12 protein-coding genes and 1 pseudogene are annotated in these 17,478 nt (G+C 74.8%); 6 read left to right on the forward strand and 7 right to left on the reverse strand.

Annotation, left to right across the window (positions count from 1 at the left end):
• Window positions 1-38 precede the first annotated feature (38 nt).
• Window positions 39-803 carry a glycerophosphodiester phosphodiesterase family protein gene (locus tag ACF089_RS04140; protein ID WP_392021455.1) on the reverse strand — a complete coding sequence of 255 codons (765 nt, stop codon included), beginning with the start codon at window positions 801-803 and terminating at the stop codon, window positions 39-41.
• A 169-nt stretch (window positions 804-972) separates the two neighbouring features.
• Window positions 973-1,611, reverse strand: a pseudogene (locus tag ACF089_RS04145) (YitT family protein); the annotation flags it as partial.
• 94 nt (window positions 1,612-1,705) lie between these two features.
• Between ACF089_RS04145 and ACF089_RS04150 the strand changes: the two are divergent.
• On the forward strand, window positions 1,706-3,205 hold the full coding sequence (locus tag ACF089_RS04150; RefSeq protein ID WP_392021459.1) for a PLP-dependent aminotransferase family protein: 1,500 nt from the start codon (window positions 1,706-1,708) through the stop codon (window positions 3,203-3,205).
• Between the two features lie 155 nt (window positions 3,206-3,360).
• On the opposite strand, the gene ACF089_RS04155 is transcribed toward ACF089_RS04150, so the two are convergent.
• Together ACF089_RS04155 and ACF089_RS04160 are read right to left on the reverse strand one after the other, a co-directional pair.
• Window positions 3,361-5,070 carry a hypothetical protein gene (locus ACF089_RS04155; protein ID WP_392021462.1) on the reverse strand — a complete coding sequence of 570 codons (1,710 nt, stop codon included), beginning with the start codon at window positions 5,068-5,070 and terminating at the stop codon, window positions 3,361-3,363.
• 139 nt (window positions 5,071-5,209) lie between these two features.
• Window positions 5,210-5,404: a hypothetical protein gene (locus tag ACF089_RS04160; protein WP_392021465.1), complete on the reverse strand. Its 195-nt coding sequence runs from the start codon at window positions 5,402-5,404 to the stop codon at window positions 5,210-5,212.
• Between the two features lie 297 nt (window positions 5,405-5,701).
• Here ACF089_RS04160 and ACF089_RS04165 point away from each other — a divergent pair, with 297 nt between their 5' ends.
• The 3 genes from ACF089_RS04165 to ACF089_RS04175 all read left to right on the forward strand — a co-directional run bounded on the left by ACF089_RS04165 (window position 5,702) and on the right by ACF089_RS04175 (window position 11,746).
• On the forward strand, window positions 5,702-6,094 hold the full coding sequence (locus ACF089_RS04165) for an ankyrin repeat domain-containing protein (RefSeq protein WP_392021468.1): 393 nt from the start codon (window positions 5,702-5,704) through the stop codon (window positions 6,092-6,094).
• A gap of 294 nt (window positions 6,095-6,388) precedes the next feature.
• Window positions 6,389-7,807 (forward strand): HEAT repeat domain-containing protein, encoded by a 1,419-nt coding sequence (locus tag ACF089_RS04170; RefSeq protein ID WP_392021470.1) that lies wholly within the window; start codon window positions 6,389-6,391, stop codon window positions 7,805-7,807.
• Between the two features lie 339 nt (window positions 7,808-8,146).
• On the forward strand, window positions 8,147-11,746 hold the full coding sequence (locus tag ACF089_RS04175) for a hydantoinase B/oxoprolinase family protein (protein ID WP_392021473.1): 3,600 nt from the start codon (window positions 8,147-8,149) through the stop codon (window positions 11,744-11,746).
• A 109-nt stretch (window positions 11,747-11,855) separates the two neighbouring features.
• On the opposite strand, the gene ACF089_RS04180 is transcribed toward ACF089_RS04175, so the two are convergent.
• Genes ACF089_RS04180 through ACF089_RS04190 form a run of 3 tightly spaced genes read right to left on the reverse strand, consistent with a single transcriptional unit; the run spans window position 11,856 to window position 14,130 of the window.
• Window positions 11,856-12,722, reverse strand: coding sequence for a biotin-dependent carboxyltransferase family protein (locus ACF089_RS04180; RefSeq protein WP_392021476.1), 867 nt, complete (start codon window positions 12,720-12,722; stop codon window positions 11,856-11,858).
• The gene (pxpB, locus tag ACF089_RS04185) at window positions 12,719-13,369 is read right to left on the reverse strand and encodes a 5-oxoprolinase subunit PxpB (protein WP_392021479.1); all 651 of its coding nucleotides are present in this window, start codon (window positions 13,367-13,369) and stop codon (window positions 12,719-12,721) included. Before pxpB ends, ACF089_RS04180 begins: the two co-directional genes overlap by 4 nt.
• Window positions 13,366-14,130 (reverse strand): LamB/YcsF family protein, encoded by a 765-nt coding sequence (locus ACF089_RS04190; RefSeq protein WP_392021622.1) that lies wholly within the window; start codon window positions 14,128-14,130, stop codon window positions 13,366-13,368. Before ACF089_RS04190 ends, pxpB begins: the two co-directional genes overlap by 4 nt.
• Before the next feature lie 451 nt (window positions 14,131-14,581).
• On the opposite strand from ACF089_RS04190, the gene ACF089_RS04195 reads away from it, so the two are divergent.
• Both ACF089_RS04195 and ACF089_RS04200 read left to right on the forward strand, forming a co-directional pair.
• Window positions 14,582-15,304 (forward strand): GntR family transcriptional regulator, encoded by a 723-nt coding sequence (locus ACF089_RS04195; protein WP_392021482.1) that lies wholly within the window; start codon window positions 14,582-14,584, stop codon window positions 15,302-15,304.
• A gap of 326 nt (window positions 15,305-15,630) precedes the next feature.
• The gene (locus ACF089_RS04200; protein ID WP_392021484.1) at window positions 15,631-17,157 is read left to right on the forward strand and encodes a hypothetical protein; all 1,527 of its coding nucleotides are present in this window, start codon (window positions 15,631-15,633) and stop codon (window positions 17,155-17,157) included.
• The last annotated feature ends 321 nt before the right edge of the window (window positions 17,158-17,478 follow it).

Raw genomic sequence — 17,478 nt, forward strand, 5'->3', positions numbered from 1 at the left:
CGCCTCGCGGTGTGTGTTCCCCGGGGCGCGCGGGCGAATCAGGCCCAGGCCCCCCGGCCGGTCAGCACGGCGCGCAGCGTCTCCAGATGATCGGTCATGATGCCATCCACGCCCAGGTCCAGGAGCCGGGTCATCCGCTCCGGGTCGTTCACCGTCCAGACGTGCACCTGGATTCCCCGCGCGTGCGCCGCCCGCACGAACCGCCGGTCCACCACCCGCACCCCGGCGCGGGTCTCCGGGACCTGGACGCAGACGGCCCCGGCGCGCACCGCGACCGGCACGCCGAGCGAGCGCATCCGCAGCCCCAGCACCCCGCGCACCCCGTACGAGGTCGCCAGCCGGGGACCGGCCAGCCGGGCCGCCCGAGCCACCCGGGCCTCCGAGAACGAACCGACGCAGACCCGGTCCCACGCCCCCGTCCGGCGCACCAGCTCGACCAGGGGCGCGAGGGCGGACTCGGCCTTGACGTCCACGTTCCAGCGCGCCCCGGGGAACTCCTCCAGCAGCTCCTCGAAGAGCGGCAGCGGCTCCCGTCCCGCCACCCGCGCCCGCCGCACCTCGCTCCACGGCAGCCGGGCCAGCCGTCCGCGCGCGTCCGTGACCCGGTCCAGCGTGGTGTCGTGGAACGCGACCAGCTTCCCGTCCGACGTGGTGTGCACATCGGTCTCGAAGTAGCGGTAGCCGAGACCGGCCGCCCGCCGGAACGCGGCGGCCGTGTTCTCGATCCCGTCCGCCGCGCCGCCCCGGTGGGCGAAGGGCAGGGTCAGCGGGTGATCCAGATAGGGATGGCGTACGCGAGTCACCGGGGAATTATCGCCCGCCGGTCGCCGGGGAACCGTCCCCGCCGGTCACGGGCAGAGCGTCACCGATCACGGGGAGAGCGCCGAGGGCCGCCGCCGGAGCGCCCTCGCCCGGTCCCGGCGACGACGGCCGGTCGGGGGCCGCAGAGGCCGCGGGAGTCGCAGGGGCGGCGGGAGTCGCGGGGGCGGCGGGAGTCGCGGGGGCCGGGTCGCCGGCGGGGGTGAAGACCCGCAGGAACAGCTGGGCGAGCGGGCCGATCGCCAGCGCGTACACGACCGTGCCGACACCGACCGAACCGCCCAGGGCGAATCCCGTCGCCACCACGGTCACCTCGATCCCCGTCCGCACCAGCCGGATCGAGCGGCCCGTGACCCGGTGCAGACCCGTCATGAGACCGTCGCGCGGGCCGGGCCCGAAGCGCGCCGCGATGTAGAGGCCGGTCGCCGCGCCGTTCAGCACCACGCCCGCCGCCATCAGCGGGATCCGCGCCCCCAGACCCTCGACGTCCGGCAGCAGCGCCAGGGTCCCGTCCATCGCCAGACCGATCACGAAGACATTGGAGACCGTGCCCAGGCCGGGGCGCTGCCGGAGCGGTATCCACAGCAGCAGCACCGCCGCGCCGACGATGATCGACATCGTGCCGATGGTCAGCCCGGTCCGCTCGGCCAGCCCCTCGTTCAGCACATTCCACGGCTCCAGGCCGAGTCCGCCGCTCACCAGCAGCGCCGAACTCGCCCCGTACAGCGCCAGCCCCGCGTACAGCCGGCACAGCCGGCGGGTGAGATGGGTGGACCTTCTGGTCACGGCGATGGCCCCTCTGGTGGTTCTGGACTGACCCGTGCCACTCTGTGGCTATGGAACCGATGGCAACCATGGCCAATTCCGGGAAGGTGGACTGATTTCCATGACGCAGTGGACTTCGGCGGTCGGCGCATCCCAGCTGGCCCGCCAACTCTCCTCCCAGCAGCCCCGCCCCGCCGGCCCGGGCGCCCGTAAGCCGCCCGCCTACCGTGCGCTCGCGGACGGCGTCCGGCTGCTCGTCCTGGAGGGCCGGGTCCCCGTCGCCGCGCGGCTCCCCGCCGAACGGGAACTGGCCGTGGCGCTCTCCGTCAGCCGCACCACCGTCGCCGCCGCCTACGAGGCGCTGCGCTCCGAGGGATTCCTCGAATCCCGCCGGGGCGCGGGCAGCTGGACCGCCGTGCCGGCCGGGAATCCGCTGCCCGCGCGCGGCCTGGAGCCGCTGCCGCCGGAATCCCTCGGCTCCATGATCGACCTGGGCTGCGCCGCGCTGCCCGCGCCCGAGCCGTGGCTCACCCGCAGCATCCAGGGCGCCCTGGAGGAGCTGCCGCCGTACGCCCACACCCACGGCGACTACCCGGCCGGGATCCCGGCCCTGCGCCGGATGCTCGCCGAGCGCTACACCGACCGGGGCATCCCCACCATGCCCGAGCAGATCATGGTCACCACCGGCGCGATGGGCGCGATGGACGCCATCTGCCATCTCTTCGCCGGACGCGGCGAGCGGGTCGCCGTCGAGTCGCCCAGCTACGCCAACATCCTCCAGCTGATGCGCGAGGCCGGGGCGCGGCTCGTGCCGGTCGCGATGGAGGAGGGCCTCGGCGGCTGGGACCTGCCGAGATGGCGGCAGGTGCTGCGGGACGCCGCGCCCCGGCTGGCCTATGTCGTCGCGGACTTCCACAACCCCACGGGCGCGCTGGCCGACGACGACCAGCGCCGCTGGCTGGTCGACGCGGCCCGTTCGGCCGGCACGGTCCTGGTGGTGGACGAGACCATGTCGGAGCTGCATCTCGACGGGGGCCGGGAGATGCCCCGGCCGGTCTGCGCCTTCGACCCGGCCGGGTCCACGGTGCTCACCGTCGGATCGGCGAGCAAGGCGTTCTGGGCCGGGATGCGGATCGGCTGGGTACGGGCGTCTCCCGAGGTGATCCGCTCGCTGGTCGCCGCCCGCGCCTACGCCGACCTCGGAACGCCCGTGCTGGAGCAGCTCGGCGTCAACTGGCTGCTGCGCACCGGCGGCTGGGAGCAGGCGGTCGCCGTCCGCCGCACCCAGGCCCGGGAGAACCGCGACGCGCTGGTGACGGCGGTCCGCCGGGAGCTGCCGGACTGGGAGTTCGCCGTTCCGGACGGCGGGCTGACCCTCTGGGTGCGGACCGGGGGGCTCTCCGGCTCGCGGATCGCCGAGGTCGGCGAGCGGGTCGGGGTGCGGGTGCCGTCCGGTCCGCGCTTCGGGGTCGACGGGGCCTTCGAGGGCTTCGTCCGGCTGCCCTTCACCGTCGGCGGCCCGGTCGCGGACGAGGCGGCGGCCCGGCTCGCGGCGGCGGCCCGGCTGGTGAAGACCGGCGCGACGACGGGGACGGAGGCGCCGAGGACGTTCGTGGCGTGAGGGGCGTCGGCGGGGCGGACGCTCGCAGCTCGCAGCTCTGAGGGATGTTCGCGGGCCGGGGGCGGTGATCTACGCGGCCCGGGGGCCCGGGGCCGGGGCCAGGGGCCTGAGCGGCCCGGGTGCGGGGTGTCCCGGTTGCGGGGTGTCCCGGGCCCTCAGCCCTCCGCCGGTACGGGGGCGGGCGCGCCCGCCGGGCCCCGCGCGGGCGCCCGGTCGCCCGCCGCCGGGTCTGCCGGGTCCATCAGGTCTGCCGGGCCCGCCGGATTCACCAGGTCTGCCGGGTCCGCCGGGTCTGCCGGATCCATGGGGTCCGCCGCCCCGTCCTCGTCCCCCGCGTCTCCGCCCTCGTCCCGCCTTGCGTCCTGGCGCTCGGGCAGCAGCTCCAGCACCGCCCGCCGGTGCGCCTCGGCGCACGACTCGTCGTACGGGTCCGGGGTCGCCGGGACCTGGAGTCTCAGCACCGGGCCCGGGCCCAGCCGCGCGTAACCGCGCCCCGGCGGGACGTCGGGCGTCGGCGTGGTGTGCGGGGCGGCCCCGAGCACCGCCTCGACCTCGTCGAACCCGGCGGGTCCGAGCACCACCCGGGCGCGGGTGTGGGTCCGTACCGCCTCGGTCAGGGCGTCCAGTCCGTCGGACTGCTCGGCGATCACCACCGTCACCGCCGCCGCCCGTCCGTGCCGCAGCGGCACCTGGAGCAGCGTCTGCGGGTCGGGGCGCCCGTCGGCGGCGGCCAGATGCCCGAAGAGGCTCGGGCGGTCCACCAGGATCCACAGCGGCCGTCCGACATCGTCGGGCACCGGGTGCCCGGCCTGCCGGGCGCGGTTCGCCGCGATGAGCCGCCGCTCGGTCTCGTGCGCCGCCCACTCCAGACTGCTCAGCGCCCCGGCGAGCCCGCATTCGACGGCCAGCACGCCCGAGCGCCCGGCCAGACAGGCGTAGTCGCCGGTCCCGCTGCCCTCCACGATCAAGACGTCCCCGTGCTGGAGCGCCTGGAGGGCGATCGAGCGCAACAGGGTCGTGGTGCCGCCGCCGGGCCGGCCGACCGCCAGCAGATGCGGCTCGGTGGAGCGCGGTCCGGTCCGCCAGATCACCGGGGGCGCGTCCCGGGTCTCCTCGCCGTCCGTCACCGGCACGGTGCGCTGCACCGTGCCCGCGTCGGTGAAGCCCAGCACGGTCTCGCCGGGGACGGTGACGAACCGCTGGGCCGCGATGCCGGTCGACAGCGCGGGCAGCACGGTCATCACGAGCTGGTTCCCCTCCTCGTCCCAGACGAAGCGGTACTCGCGGCCCCGGCCCGACTTGGTGTGCAGCAGCTGCTCGATCCGGGCCCGGGACTCCGCCTCGCCGTCGGTGAAGTACGCCGGGTAGGTCACCCGCAGCTCGGTCGGCCGCCCGTTCTCGTCGAAGGCGAAGTCATGGAAGACCCCGGTCCACTCGCCGCCGTGGGCGTAGAGCGGGGCGGGGTCCTCGGGGACCGAGAAGTACGGCACCAGGGCCTCGTAGAGCGACTGGAGGCGGCCGGCCTCCGCCTCGTCGGGGCCCGTTCTCACCGGGGTGCGCACCCGCCCGTGCCAGGCGGCCGCGCCCATCACCGAGATCAGGGCCAGCACCGGCCCGAACGGCACGAGCGCGACCGCCATCCCGCAGCCCGCGACCAGGAGAAGCGTGGGACCGCGCTTGTCCTTGGGGGTCCCGGACCACTTCCGGCGCGCCAGGACGGCCAGCTTCCGCAGCCCCCGGGAGATCGTGATCAGCGGCTGGAGGACGTCCGTCGCCCCGTCGGCGGCCGTGCGCGCGATCTCCCTGGTCCGGGCGATCTGCGCGGTTCCGCTGCTCAGAATGCGGGGGAGCGGTCGCCGGGCCACATCGGTCTCCTGGGGGTGCTGGACTCGCGGGATGTGCTGATCGTGCCGGTGCTTCCGGTGCTTCCGGTGCTTCCGGTGCTTCCGGTGCTTCCGGTGCCGGTCGCGCCGGGTGTACGGGGGTCGGGGCGGGGCGCGGCGGTCAGAACTTGATCCCGCCGAGGAGGCTGGCCAGGCTCTGGCTGCCCGCCTTGATGCTGGGGGCGATGGCGGTGCCCGCCAGGAAGAAGCCGAAGAGCGCGCAGGCCACGGCGTGGGACGCCTTGAGCCCGCCCTTCCGGAAGAAGAGGAAGACGATGATCGCGAGCAGCACCACGCCCGACATGGAAAGGATCATGAGGTTCTCCTGGGTGAGGGGACGGTCACCATGAGTTCTTCCAACCTCGCAGGAAGTATCAATGCGATAAAAGGTGCAAATGAGTGAAAAGCTAGGTATTTCACTGAACTGGCCCAGAGGGGCGGCCCTCCCGGCGCGCGCACCGGGCTCCGGCGCGGCACAGTGCCCCCGTCGCGGCCGAACGCGCCCGGCCGCGCCCGGCCGGGCAGTACCCTGTCCCGGTTCACCCGTACGGTCCTCCGTGCCGTGCGACCCCAGGTCAGCGCCGTACCCCAACCAGCGAAAGGCGGTCCCCCGATGAGCGAGGCCCCCGACCCCGAGGTCATCGAACTGGCGACCAAGGTCTTCGACCTGGCCCGCCAGGGAGAGACCGAGGCCCTTGTCGCGTACATCGACGCCGGCGTTCCCGCGAATCTCACCAATGACCGCGGCGACACCCTGGTGATGCTCGCCGCCTATCACGGGCACACGGCCGCTGTCGAGGCCCTGCTCGCCCGTGGCGCGGACGCGGACCGGCTCAACGACCGGGGCCAGACCCCGCTCGCCGGCGCCGTCTTCAAGGGCGAGGACGCCGTCGTGCGCGCCCTGCTGGACGGCGGGGCCGACCCGGGGGCGGGAACCCCCTCCGCCGTGGATACCGCGCGGATGTTTGGGAAGACAGAGCTTCTGGAGCTGTTCGGCAGCCGCTGAGGCGACCGGGCAGCGCACGGACAGCATGCTCAGAGGCATCCGGACATCCCCCGGGGTCCCTGGCGGGGACGTCGTAAATGTGGTCGCGGTGGCGATATGGGTGGGTCATCATGACGACGGGCCCTGTCCTGGACATCACCGGGAATTCCCCTGGGGCTCACCGACGAGAGGGCAGGAAGATGGTTCACACCAAGCGGAAGACGCGGATGACGACGGGCGGCTCCTCATGCTGCTGCGCGGCCTAGGCATCTCCATTCCCCGGTCGCGTCGAGAGCTTGATGTGAGGCCTTCCCCATGTTCGATCCAGTCATAGCGCCGAGCGGCACGCTGCTCGGCCTGTTGCAGAGGGGCCGCGGCGACGGCACGCTGCACGCGCTCGCCGCGCCCCGCGCCGAAGCGCTCGCCGCCCTCAACCACTGCGTGCTCAGCGATCCCCGCCACGACTGGCAGGTGGAGAACCGCTCGCTCTACTACGCCCGCCTGTACATGGATCTCCACGGCGGTCTCGAAGAGATCGAACGGCATCTGTACGACGTCGACGACCGGATCGACACCGACGAGGCCAGGACCGGCCTCGCGCTCGCGGTGCTCGGCCATCTCGCCTCGTACGGCAGGGACGACGCGCTGCGGCTGCTGCGCGGCTACGCCGCTGCCGGCGCCGGCTGGGCCTGGGCGCTCGACGAGCTGGCCCTGCGCGACGACGACGCCGGTCTGCGCGCGCTCGCCGGCCCGATCCTCGCCAGATTCCCGGCCACCCCCGAGGGCGAGGCCGAGCTGGCCGTCGCCGTCCGGGACGCCTTCGAGCCACGGCCCTGGCGGCTCTGGGCCGACGACCCGAGGCCGTCCGTCGGCCCCCGGGTGCGCGCCGCCCAGGAGGCCGGCTCCTTCGACCGCTGGCAGCGGCAGATGCGGCCGGCCGGCCCACGGCCCGGATGGAGCGTCCAGGCGGTCTTCGACTGGGCCGAGCAGGGCCTCGAGCGCGGGGCCGCGCTCCATGTGCCCGCCGCGAGGTGTCTCTCCGCCGTCGCCGGGTCCGACGACCGCGCCGCCATCGTCACGGCCGCCCGCGAGGGGGGCGACGGCGCCCGCTCCACCGCGCTGCACTATCTCGCCGAGTCCCGGGACCCCGTCGTCCTCGATCTCATCGAGGCCGCTGTCGCCGGGGGCTCCCGCACCGTCGCGGACGCCGCCGTCGCCGCCTTCGAACGAATGTGCGGCGACGAGGCCGTCGACCGCGCCCGGGGCTGGATCCACCGCCCCGACGCCCTCGGCGCCTCCGCCGCCGGGGTGCTCGCCTGCCGGGGCGACGCGGGCGACGCACAGCTCGTCCTCGGCGCGCTCCGCGGGACGGTCCGGGCCGACGGGCCCGACGCCCCGACGCTCTGGAACCTCGTGGACGGCGCCGGACGCCTCGGCATCGGCTGCGCCGCCCCCGTGCTGCGCCATGTCTACCGCGAGACCGCCTCGTCCCACCTCCGGGGACGCGCGGCCCGGGCACTGGCCGCGACCGACGCCTCGTTCCCCACCGGCTTCGCCGTCGAATGTCTGTGGGACTGCGAGGAGACCACCCGCGAGGTGGCCGCCCGCCACGCCGAGACCGGTGACGTACGCGTCGCCGAACGGCTGCGGAGGCTCGCCGCGGACCCCGCCGAGGAGGCCGAGGTCCAGACGGCCGTACGCAGCAGAATGGGCCAGGACCCACAGGCGGTCTGAGCGCCCCGGCCCGCGCCGGGCGCCCGCTCCCGCCGGGAGGCCCGCGTGCGCCGCGGGGCTCGCGCTCGTCGGGAGGCCCGCGCCCGCCGGGGAGCCCGCTCCCGCTGTGGCCCGGAGGCCCAGGTCCGCGTGCCCCGGTGGGCCCGCCTCCAGCGGGAGCCGCGCCCGCGCCGGGAGGCCCGCTCTCTCCGGGAGGTCCGCCGCCCGACCCGCCCACGCCGGCGGGCGGCGGACCCGCCCACCGCCGCCCGTGGAGTTCCCGGGGCCACCGGCCCCGGGAACACGGGCCGCGCCCGTCGGCGCGGTGGCGGCCGCCGCCCCGCCCGCCAGAATGGGAACATGGCCCGGCGCTGGGAGTTCTGGATCGACCGGGGCGGCACCTTCACCGACATCGTGGGCCGCCGCCCCGACGGCCGGCTCGTCACCCGCAAACTCCTCTCCCACCGCCCCGGACACCACCGCGACGCCGCCGTCGCCGGGATCCGGCAGCTGCTCGGCGCGGGACCGGACGAACCCCTCCCCGCCGACCGGATCGCCGAAGTGCGCATGGGCACCACCGTCGCCACCAACGCCCTGCTGGAACGGAACGGCGAACCCACCGTGCTCGTCATCACCGAGGGCTTCGGCGACGCCCTGCGCATCGCCTACCAGAACCGCCCCCGGATCTTCGACCGCCATATCGTCCTCCCCGAAACGGTGTACGAACGAGTCGTCGAGGTCCCCGAACGCCTCGACGCCCACGGCGACGTCATCCGCCCGCTCGACCGGGCCGCCGTCACCGAACGGCTGCGACAGGCCCACGCCGACGGCCTGCGCGGCGCGGCCGTCGTCCTGATGCACGGCTACCGCCACCCCGCCCACGAACAGTGGATCGCGGCCGCCGCCCGCGACCTCGGCTTCACCCAGGTCAGCTGCTCCCACGAGGTCAGCCCGCTGATCAAACTGGTGCCGCGCGGCGACACCACCGTCGTGGACGCCTATCTCTCCCCGATCCTGCGCCGCCACGTCAGCGACGTCGCCGCCGAACTCGACGGCGTCCGACTGCTGTTCATGCAGTCCAACGGCGGACTGCGCGAAGCCGCCCACTTCCGCGGCAAGGACGCCGTCCTCTCCGGCCCCGCGGGCGGCGTCGTCGGCATGGCGCGCACCGCGGAACAGGCCGGATTCGACCGCGTCATCGGCTTCGACATGGGCGGCACCTCCACCGACGTCTCGCACTACGCGGGCGAGTTCGAACGCGAGCTGGGCACCCTCGTCGCCGGGGTGCGGATGCGCGCGCCCATGATGAGCATCCACACCGTCGCCGCGGGCGGCGGCTCCGTACTCCACTTCGACGGCCGCCGCTACCGCGTCGGGCCCGATTCCGCGGGAGCCGTCCCCGGCCCCGCCTGCTACCGGCACGGCGGCCCCCTCACCGTCACCGACGCCAATGTGATGCTCGGCCGCGTCCAGCCCCGCTGGTTCCCCGCTGTCTTCGGACCCGGCGGCGACCAGCCGCTCGACGCCGGAGCCGTGCGCGAACGCTTCGCCGAACTCGCCCGCCGCGTCGCCGCCGAGACCGGCGTCCGGCGCACCCCCGAGGAGGTCGCCGCCGGCTTCCTGGAGATCGCCGTGCTCAACATGGCCAACGCCGTCAAGAAGATCTCCGTCCAGCGCGGCCACGACATCACCCGCTACGCCCTCAACTCCTTCGGCGGCGCGGGCGGACAGCACGCCTGCGCGGTCGCCGACGCCCTCGGCATCGACACCGTCCTCGTGCCCCCGCTCGCCGGAGTGCTCTCCGCGTACGGAATCGGCCTCGCCGACGTCACCGCCCTGCGCGAACAGTCCGTGGAAGCCGAACTGACCGAGGCCGCCCTCACCCGGGTCCGCTCCCTCTGCGACGAACTCGCCGCCCGCACCGGCGCCGAAGTCCGCGCCGACACCGTCCCCGGCGCCGCCGTGACCACCCGGGCCCGGGTGCTGCTCCGCTACGCGGGCACCGACGCGAGCCTGCCCGTCCCGCTGGACTCCGCCGCCGCGATGGCGGCCGCCTTCACCTCGGCCCACCGGTCGCGCTACGCCTTCACCATGGACAAGCCGCTCGTGATCGAGGCCGTCACGGTCGAAGCGGTGGGCACGGCCGGCGGGCAGCGGGGACGGACCCGCCCCACCGGCCCCCGCGACGGCTCCCCGCCGGCCGACCGGGTCACCCTGTACGCGGACGGCGCCCCACGCGAGGTCCCGCTCCACCGGCGGGCCGAACTGGGCCCGGACGCCTCGGTCGACGGACCCGCGATCATCGCGGAGCCCGACGCCACCACCGTCGTCGACCCCGGCTGGCGCGCCCGCGTCCACGAGAGGGGCCATCTGCTGCTCACCCGGATCCGGCCGCGCCCCGACCGGGTCGCCGTCGGCACCGACGCCGACCCGGTCCTCCTGGAGGTCTTCAACAACCTCTTCATGGCCATCGCCGAGCAGATGGGCGTACGGCTGCGGAACACCGCCCACTCCGTCAACATCAAGGAACGGCTCGACTTCTCCTGCGCCCTCTTCGACCCCGACGGCAATCTGATCGCCAACGCCCCCCACATCCCCGTCCACCTCGGCTCCATGGGCGAGTCGATCAAGGAAGTCCTGCGCCGCGACCGCTCCGGGCTGCGGCCGGGCGACGTCTACGCCATCAACGACCCCTACCACGGCGGCACCCATCTGCCCGATGTGACCGTGGTGACCCCGGTCTTCGGCCCCGACGGCCGTGAGCTGCGCTTTCTGGTGGCCTCGCGCGGGCACCACGCCGAGATCGGCGGCATCACCCCCGGCTCCATGCCCGCCTTCAGCCGGACCGTGGAGGAGGAGGGGGTGCTCTTCGACAACTGGCCCCTCGTCCGGGACGGCGCGCTGCGCGAACGCGAGACCCGCGAGCTGCTGACCCGCGGCCCCCACCCCTCCCGCGCCCCGGACGTCAACCTCGCCGACCTGCGCGCCCAGATCGCCGCCAACGAGAAGGGCATCGCCGAACTGCGGCGGATGACCGACCGCTTCGGCCTCGACGTCGTCCACGCCTACATGCGTCACGTACGGGAGAACGCGGCCGAGTCCGTCCGCCGCATCATCGCCGGGCTGACCGACGGCGAGTACCGGTACACCACGGACGACGGCGCGGTCATCCAGGTCGCCCTGCGGATCGACCGGGCCCGGCGCGGCGCGGTCGTCGACTTCACCGGCACCTCGCCCCAGCGCCCCGGCAACGCCAACGCGCCCACCTCCGTGGTCATGGCGGCGGTGCTCTACGTCTTCCGCACCCTGGTCGGCGAGGACATCCCGCTCAACAGCGGCTGTCTGGAGCCCCTGGAGGTACGGGTGCCCGAGGGCTCCATGCTCGCGCCCTCCTACCCCGCCGCCACCGTCGCCGGCAACGTCGAGACCTCCCAGGCCGTCACCGGCGCGCTCTACGCGGCCCTCGGCGTCCAGGCCGAGGGATCGGGCACCATGAACAATCTGACCTTCGGCAACGACCGGGTGCAGTACTACGAGACGGTCGCCTCCGGCTCCGGCGCGGGCGACGGATTCGATGGCGCGGACGCCGTCCAGACCCATATGACCAACTCCCGTCTGACCGATCCCGAGATTCTCGAGTGGCGCTACCCGGTGCGGGTCGACGCCTTCGCCGTACGGAACGGAAGCGGCGGCCCGGGCCGCTGGCGGGGCGGCGACGGAGTCGTGCGGAGGATCCGCTTCCTGGAGCCCATGACCGTCACCCTGCTGACCGGCCACCGCCGGGTCGCCCCGTACGGCATGGCGGGCGGCGGCCCCGGCGCGCTCGGCGAGAACTCCGTGGAGCGCGCCGACGGCACGGTGACCCCGCTGAAGGGAGTCGACTCGGTGGACGTCGGCCCCGACGACGTCCTGGTGATGTCCACCCCCGGCGGAGGCGGCTACGGAAGCCCGCCCGAGTAGCCCCGCCGGCCTCCCCGCAGCCTGCCCCGCCCGCTCTGCGTCCTGCCGGGTCGGGGCCGCCGTCCGGGCGGCGGCCGCCGCCCGCCCCGGAGCGCCCCCGGGCCCGGTGTCAGCGCAGCGGCCTGAACCGCACCGGCGTCCCCGGGGCCGCCTGTGCCGCCGCGCCCAGGTCCCGTTCGTCCACCACCGCCACCACCGGATAGCCGCCGGTCGTCGGATGGTCGGCGAGGAAGATCACCGGGCAGCCGTCCGGCGGCACCTGCACCGCCCCCAGCACCATGCCCTCGCTGGGCAGCTCCTCCTTCCGCACCCGCTCCGGCGCCGGGCCCTCGACGCGCAGACCGATGCGATTGCTCGCGGCCGACACCCGATACCCGCCGGAGGCGAGCGTCCGCAGCCCCCCGTCCCCGAACCAGTCGGCGCGCGGCCCGAACCGTATGCCCAGCACCAGCTCGACCGGGGGAGCGGGCCAGGGCACAGCGCCGTCCACCCGGGCGGGCGGACCCGCCGGAGCGCCGAGCGGCAGCACCGCCCCGTCCGTGAGCGGCGGCGGGCCCAGACCGGAGAGCACATCCGTGGAGCGGCTCCCGAGCACCGGATCGACGGCTATCCCGCCCGCGAGGGCGACATAGCCGCGCACCCCCGAGGTCGCCCTGCCCACCTCCAGCAGAGACCCGCCCGGCACCCGCACGGGCGCTCCCCACGCCGCCGGCCGCCCGTCGACGGCGACCGCGCACGGGGCCCCGCCCACCGCGACCGTCACCGCGCACCGGGGCCGTATCGCACAGCCGGTGAGCGTGGTCTCCAGCACCGCCGCGCCTTCCTGATTCCCCACCAGCCGGTTGGCCAGCGCGGCGGCGCGCGGATCGAGCGCCCCCGAGCGGGGCACGCCGAGATGGGCGTATCCGGGCCGGCCCAGATCCTGCACGGTGGTCAGCGCACCGGCCCGGACGACCGCCACGGCACGGTCCGTCATCGCCGCACCGGTTCCACCACGAACCGCACCCGCGCGCCCGGCGCCAGCAGCGCGGCCGGCTGCCGCGCCGGATCCCACAACTCCAGCTCCGTGGTGCCGATCAGCTGCCAGCCGCCGGGGGACGAGCGGGGATACACGCCCGTGTAGGGACCGGCCAGCCCCACCGAACCGGCCGGGACCGACGTGCGCGGAGTGGCCCGGCGGGGCACCGCGTACCGCTCCGGGAGCCCGATGAGATAGCCGAACCCGGGCGCGAACCCGCAGAACGCCACCCGGAACTCGGCCGCCGAGTGCACCGCCGCCACCTCGTCCTCCGTCATCCCCCACAGGGCCGCCACCGAGGCCAGATCGGGACCGTCGTACCGGACCGGCACCTCGACCGCCTCCCCGGCGTGGGCCGGCCGCGCCGGTATCTCCCACTCCGCCAGCTCCCGGGCGAAGCGGACGGGATCGTCCAGCCCGTCCAGCAGCACGGTCCGGGCGGCGGGCACGATCTCCCGCACGGCCGGCAGAAGTCCCGCCGCGCGGCGGCGCAGCAGCTCGGCGTGGAGCGCGCCGGCCGCCTCCCCGTCCGCCACCTCGACCAGCAGCGCCCGCTCGCCGACCGGCAGCGCCCTGATCTCCGTACGCCCTCCGGGACCGCTCATACGAACGGCTCCACCCGCACCCCGGAGGTCTCCAGCTGCCGGCGCACCCGGTGGGCGAGGGAGACCGCGCCCGGGGTGTCGCCGTGCAGACAGAGCGACCGGGCCCGCACCGGAACGCTCCTGCCGCAGTGCGCGGTGACCACCCCGAACCGGGCCATGCTGACCGACCGTTCGACCACGGTGGCCGGGTCGGTGAGGACCGCGCCGTCCTCGCCGCGCGGCAGCAGTCTGCCCTCGGCGGTGTAGGCGCGGTCGGCGAACGCCTCGGTGATGACCGGCAGCCCGGCCTTCTCCGCCATGGTGTGCAGGGTGGAGCCGGGCAGCCCCAGCAGCGGCAGCCGCTCTCCCGACAGCAGCACCCCGTCGACCACCGCGCCCGCCTGCTCCTCGTCGTGGACGACCCGGTTGTAGAGCGCGCCGTGCGGTTTCACGTACGACACACGGGAGCCCGCCGCACGGGCGAAGACCTGGAGGGCCCCGATCTGATAGGCGACCTCAGCCGCCAGCTCGTCCGCCGGCACGTCCATGGAGCGCCGCCCGAAGCCCGCGAGATCGCGGTACGAGACCTGGGCGCCGATGCGCACCGACCGCTCGGCCGCGAGTCCGCAGACCCGCCGCATGGTGGCCGCGTCCCCCGCGTGGAAGCCGCAGGCGACATTGGCGCTGGTGACGACCGACAGGAGCTGCTCGTCGTCGGTCAGTCTCCAGCGGCCGAAGCCCTCGCCGAGGTCTGCGTTGAGATCGATGGACGCCCAGGTCATGAACTCCTCCTCCATGCCGTGTGCCTATGTGCCCCGAGGCGCCGTCCGGCGCGCGGCCAGGTCCGCGCCTCCGCGTCCGGGCCGCCCGGCGCCCCCGCCCGGGCCGGGTCCCGGCCCCCGGTCCTCATCGCTCCCCACCCCGCGACGCGCGACCGCGTGACGCGGGCGTTCCGCACCCGTATCGACTGTCCTGCGGGCCGCAGGCTCCTCGGCGGGGCCGTCGCTCCGCCGTCCTCGCGCTGTTCGTTCCGGTCCGGCTCTGCACGGGTCGTGCTCATCTGCACCTCGCAGAAGGGGAGATGGTGCTCTCGACGTTGCCTGAACACATGCGGTACAGCCAAGCTAGAGGATTGTTGAACGATCCGACAAGGGGCGTGTTGGCTCGTTCTTCCTTCTACGATGGACATCGTGCGCCGGTTTGAACTCGCCGGCGGGGGGAGAGAGGGGCGTCGTGGGGACGATCGAATCGGAGACCGGCCGCGCCGGCGGAGTCGGCGGCCTGGAGGAGGACCGAGCCCTGCTCGGCCGCACCAGCACGGCGGAACGGGTCGCGGACATCCTGCGCGCCCGGATCGCGGAAGGTTTCTTCCAGCCGGGGGAGCGGCTCTCCGAGGACGCCATCGGCAAGGCGCTCGGCGTCTCGCGCAACACCCTGCGCGAATCGTTCCGGCTGCTGACCCACGAACGGCTGCTCGTCCACCGGCTGAACCGGGGGGTGTTCGTCCGGATGCTCGCCGTCCAGGACGTCGTCGACATCTACCGCACCCGCCAGCTCGTCGAATGCGCCGTCGTCCACGACCTGGGAGAGCCGCCCTACCCCCTCGGCCGGCTCGACGCGGCCGTCAGCGGCGGCGAGCGCTCCGCCCAGGCGCAGGACTGGAAGGGCGTCTCCACCGCCAACATCCACTTCCACCGTGAACTGGTCGCCCTCGCGGGCAGCGCCCGCACCGACGAGCTGATGCGCAGCGTGCTCGCGGAACTCAGGCTCGCCTTCCACGTGGTGGACGATCCGCGCGGACTGCACCAGCCCTTCCTGGTCCGCAACCGGGCCATTCTGGAGGCGCTCAGGGCGGGCGACCGGACCGGGGCCGAGGAACTGCTCGGCCGCTACCTCGACGACTCGCGCACGAGAATGGTCGAGACCTACGCGCACCTCGTGCCGGAGGAGGAGTAGACCCCGCCGCCGCCTCCGGCCCGACCTTCTCGTCCCCCGCCCTTTTCCGTCCCCGCCCACGCGGTGCCGTCTCGACCACAGCGTGACCGCCGCTCGTGCCGGACCCGCCGCTCGTGCCGGACCCCGCTGCCGACCCGGGCCCGCCGCCCCTCCGGTCCGCCGCGCACCCGTGCCCTCCGCCCCGTCACCGCCGCCGGCGGACCGCCCCGCCACAGGCGCCGGGCAGGGCGCCCGCCCCGTCCGGACACCCCCCGCCCCAGCGCCGCGACCGGGCCGCTTCTGCGCCGTTTCGACCGTTGTCAGTGCGAGGACCTAATCTGTGCAACGTGACTTCGCCTGCCTCGACGGAATTCGTTCCGCCCCAGCTCAGCGCGGGGCCGCGGCCCGCCCAGGGCCCGGCCGCCGACGAAGGGCTCGCGCGGCGGCTGCGCGCGCTCGCCTGCACCGCGCCGCTGCACGATCTCGACGCCCGCAAGGCGAACCTCGCCGGTGAGTACACGGTGTACGCGATGGCGGAGGTGGCCCTCGCCGCCATCGACCTCGTGACCCTCACCATGGACTTCGACACCGGCGCCGACCACGACCAGATCGTCGCCAGACTCCTCCCGCGCATCGCCGCCCAGGCCCCGCACCGCCCGGCGGCCGAGCACGAGCGGGTCGCCCGCTGGGTGCTGGAGAACCTGATCAACGTCGGCAGCGTCGACCGGGGCTTCCGCGCGGTCTACGGCACCTTCGGGGCCGACGGCGTCTACACCCGCCGCGACTACGACTTCAAGCTCATCGAAGAGGTCCCGGGCTACGGCGGAGCCGTCTGCCTCCGCACCACCGACGAAGCGGTCAACGTCCTGGTGGGCGCGCTGGACACCGATGTCACCAGCGCGCAGATCGCCGCCGAGGTCAAGCTGGAGGTCCTGATCAGCCGCGGCCGGCTCGCCGACGCCCAGCTCGCCGCCGAGCAGGCCCGCTACCGCACGGTGCAGTACGCCGAGACCCTGCGCAGGACGCTGGAGGCGACCCGCCGCAATGTCCGCGCCGTCGACTGGCTCAACGCCGTACCCGACATGATCGCCGAGGCGCTCGACCATGTCGCCGACCGCTACCGCCACGAGAACGCGATCCTCACCAACATCCGCCGCGCCCGCGACGAGGCGGAGGAGCCGGAGCACCGCCGCCGCGCCGCCGAGCTGGTCGACATCGTCAAGGACTGCATCCGCCGCCACACCCAGCTCCAGTCCCGGCTCCTGGAAGCGGGCCCCCTCTTCCGCGCCGAGCAGGACCGCCAGGCCTTCGCCCGCCCGGCCGCCCGCACCGGCCTCGATCTGTACGGACAGCTGGTCGCCCCCGTCCTTCCGCTCCCCCTGGACTCGGCGATCCGGGTCACGGACGCGTTCTTCGCCCGGGGCGCCGGCCTGCGCACCCCCTCCTCGGTACGGATGGGAGACCTGGTGGACATGCTGCTCACCCCGCCCGTCGAGCGGGAGCACCTCGGCGCGGAGATGCCGGAGCCCGATCTGATCGCCACCCCCGACGACAGCCGGTTCAGCGAGGAACAGCTCGCGAGCGCCCTGCTCCTCCTCGATCTGGAGCACGACGCCCCCCGCCGTCTCTCCGGGCTGCTCGCCGAAGCCCGCCGACAGGACCCGGAACTGCCCTATCTGGTCGCCCTGCTGGCCGTCCACGCGGCGAGCCCCCCGGTCGGCACGGCCTACCGCCAGGGCGAGGAGCGGCTGCTGTTCGCCGTCGACGACGGCACCGAACTGGACGATCCGGAGTTCGGCGGCGCCGATCTCATCGTGGGCACCGCCCTGCTGGACGCGGCCGGCATGGCGGCCGACCGCACGGAGGCCGCATGACCCCGCACCGCCACCCGGCCCGCGCCCGGGCGTACGCGCCCGGAGCCGACGCCCGGCCGCCCGCCGCCGCACACCGTGCCCGGCCGCACGCTCCCGCACCCCGCGTCCCGTCGCACGCCCCCGGACCCCGCGCCCTCCCGCCCGCGCCCGCGCACCCCACCCCCGCCGGGCGGAGCGCCCACCCCCGTCCGCCGGGGCCGCGGCACCGTACGGACAGGGCGCCGAGCGGGGCCCGACCACCGGCCGGGTCCGCGGCCCGCCCGCGTCCGGACACCCGCCCCGGCCGCCCCGACGGAGCACCGCGCACCCGCCGCCCCCACC

Origin of the sequence: Streptomyces sp. NPDC014894 (assembly GCF_043080985.1) — a bacterium.
Lineage (GTDB): Bacteria > Actinomycetota > Actinomycetes > Streptomycetales > Streptomycetaceae > Streptomyces.

Coding starts and splice junctions, on each gene's coding strand:
- ACF089_RS04150 (WP_392021459.1), top strand. CDS start 1,706: ATGACGCAGTGGACTTCGGCGGTCGGCGCATCCCAGCTGGCCCGCCAA.
- ACF089_RS04160 (WP_392021465.1), bottom strand. CDS start 5,404: ATGATCCTTTCCATGTCGGGCGTGGTGCTGCTCGCGATCATCGTCTTC.
- ACF089_RS04165 (WP_392021468.1), top strand. CDS start 5,702: ATGAGCGAGGCCCCCGACCCCGAGGTCATCGAACTGGCGACCAAGGTC.
- ACF089_RS04170 (WP_392021470.1), top strand. CDS start 6,389: ATGTTCGATCCAGTCATAGCGCCGAGCGGCACGCTGCTCGGCCTGTTG.
- ACF089_RS04175 (WP_392021473.1), top strand. CDS start 8,147: ATGGCCCGGCGCTGGGAGTTCTGGATCGACCGGGGCGGCACCTTCACC.
- ACF089_RS04180 (WP_392021476.1), bottom strand. CDS start 12,722: ATGACGGACCGTGCCGTGGCGGTCGTCCGGGCCGGTGCGCTGACCACC.
- pxpB (WP_392021479.1), bottom strand. CDS start 13,369: ATGAGCGGTCCCGGAGGGCGTACGGAGATCAGGGCGCTGCCGGTCGGC.
- ACF089_RS04190 (WP_392021622.1), bottom strand. CDS start 14,130: ATGACCTGGGCGTCCATCGATCTCAACGCAGACCTCGGCGAGGGCTTC.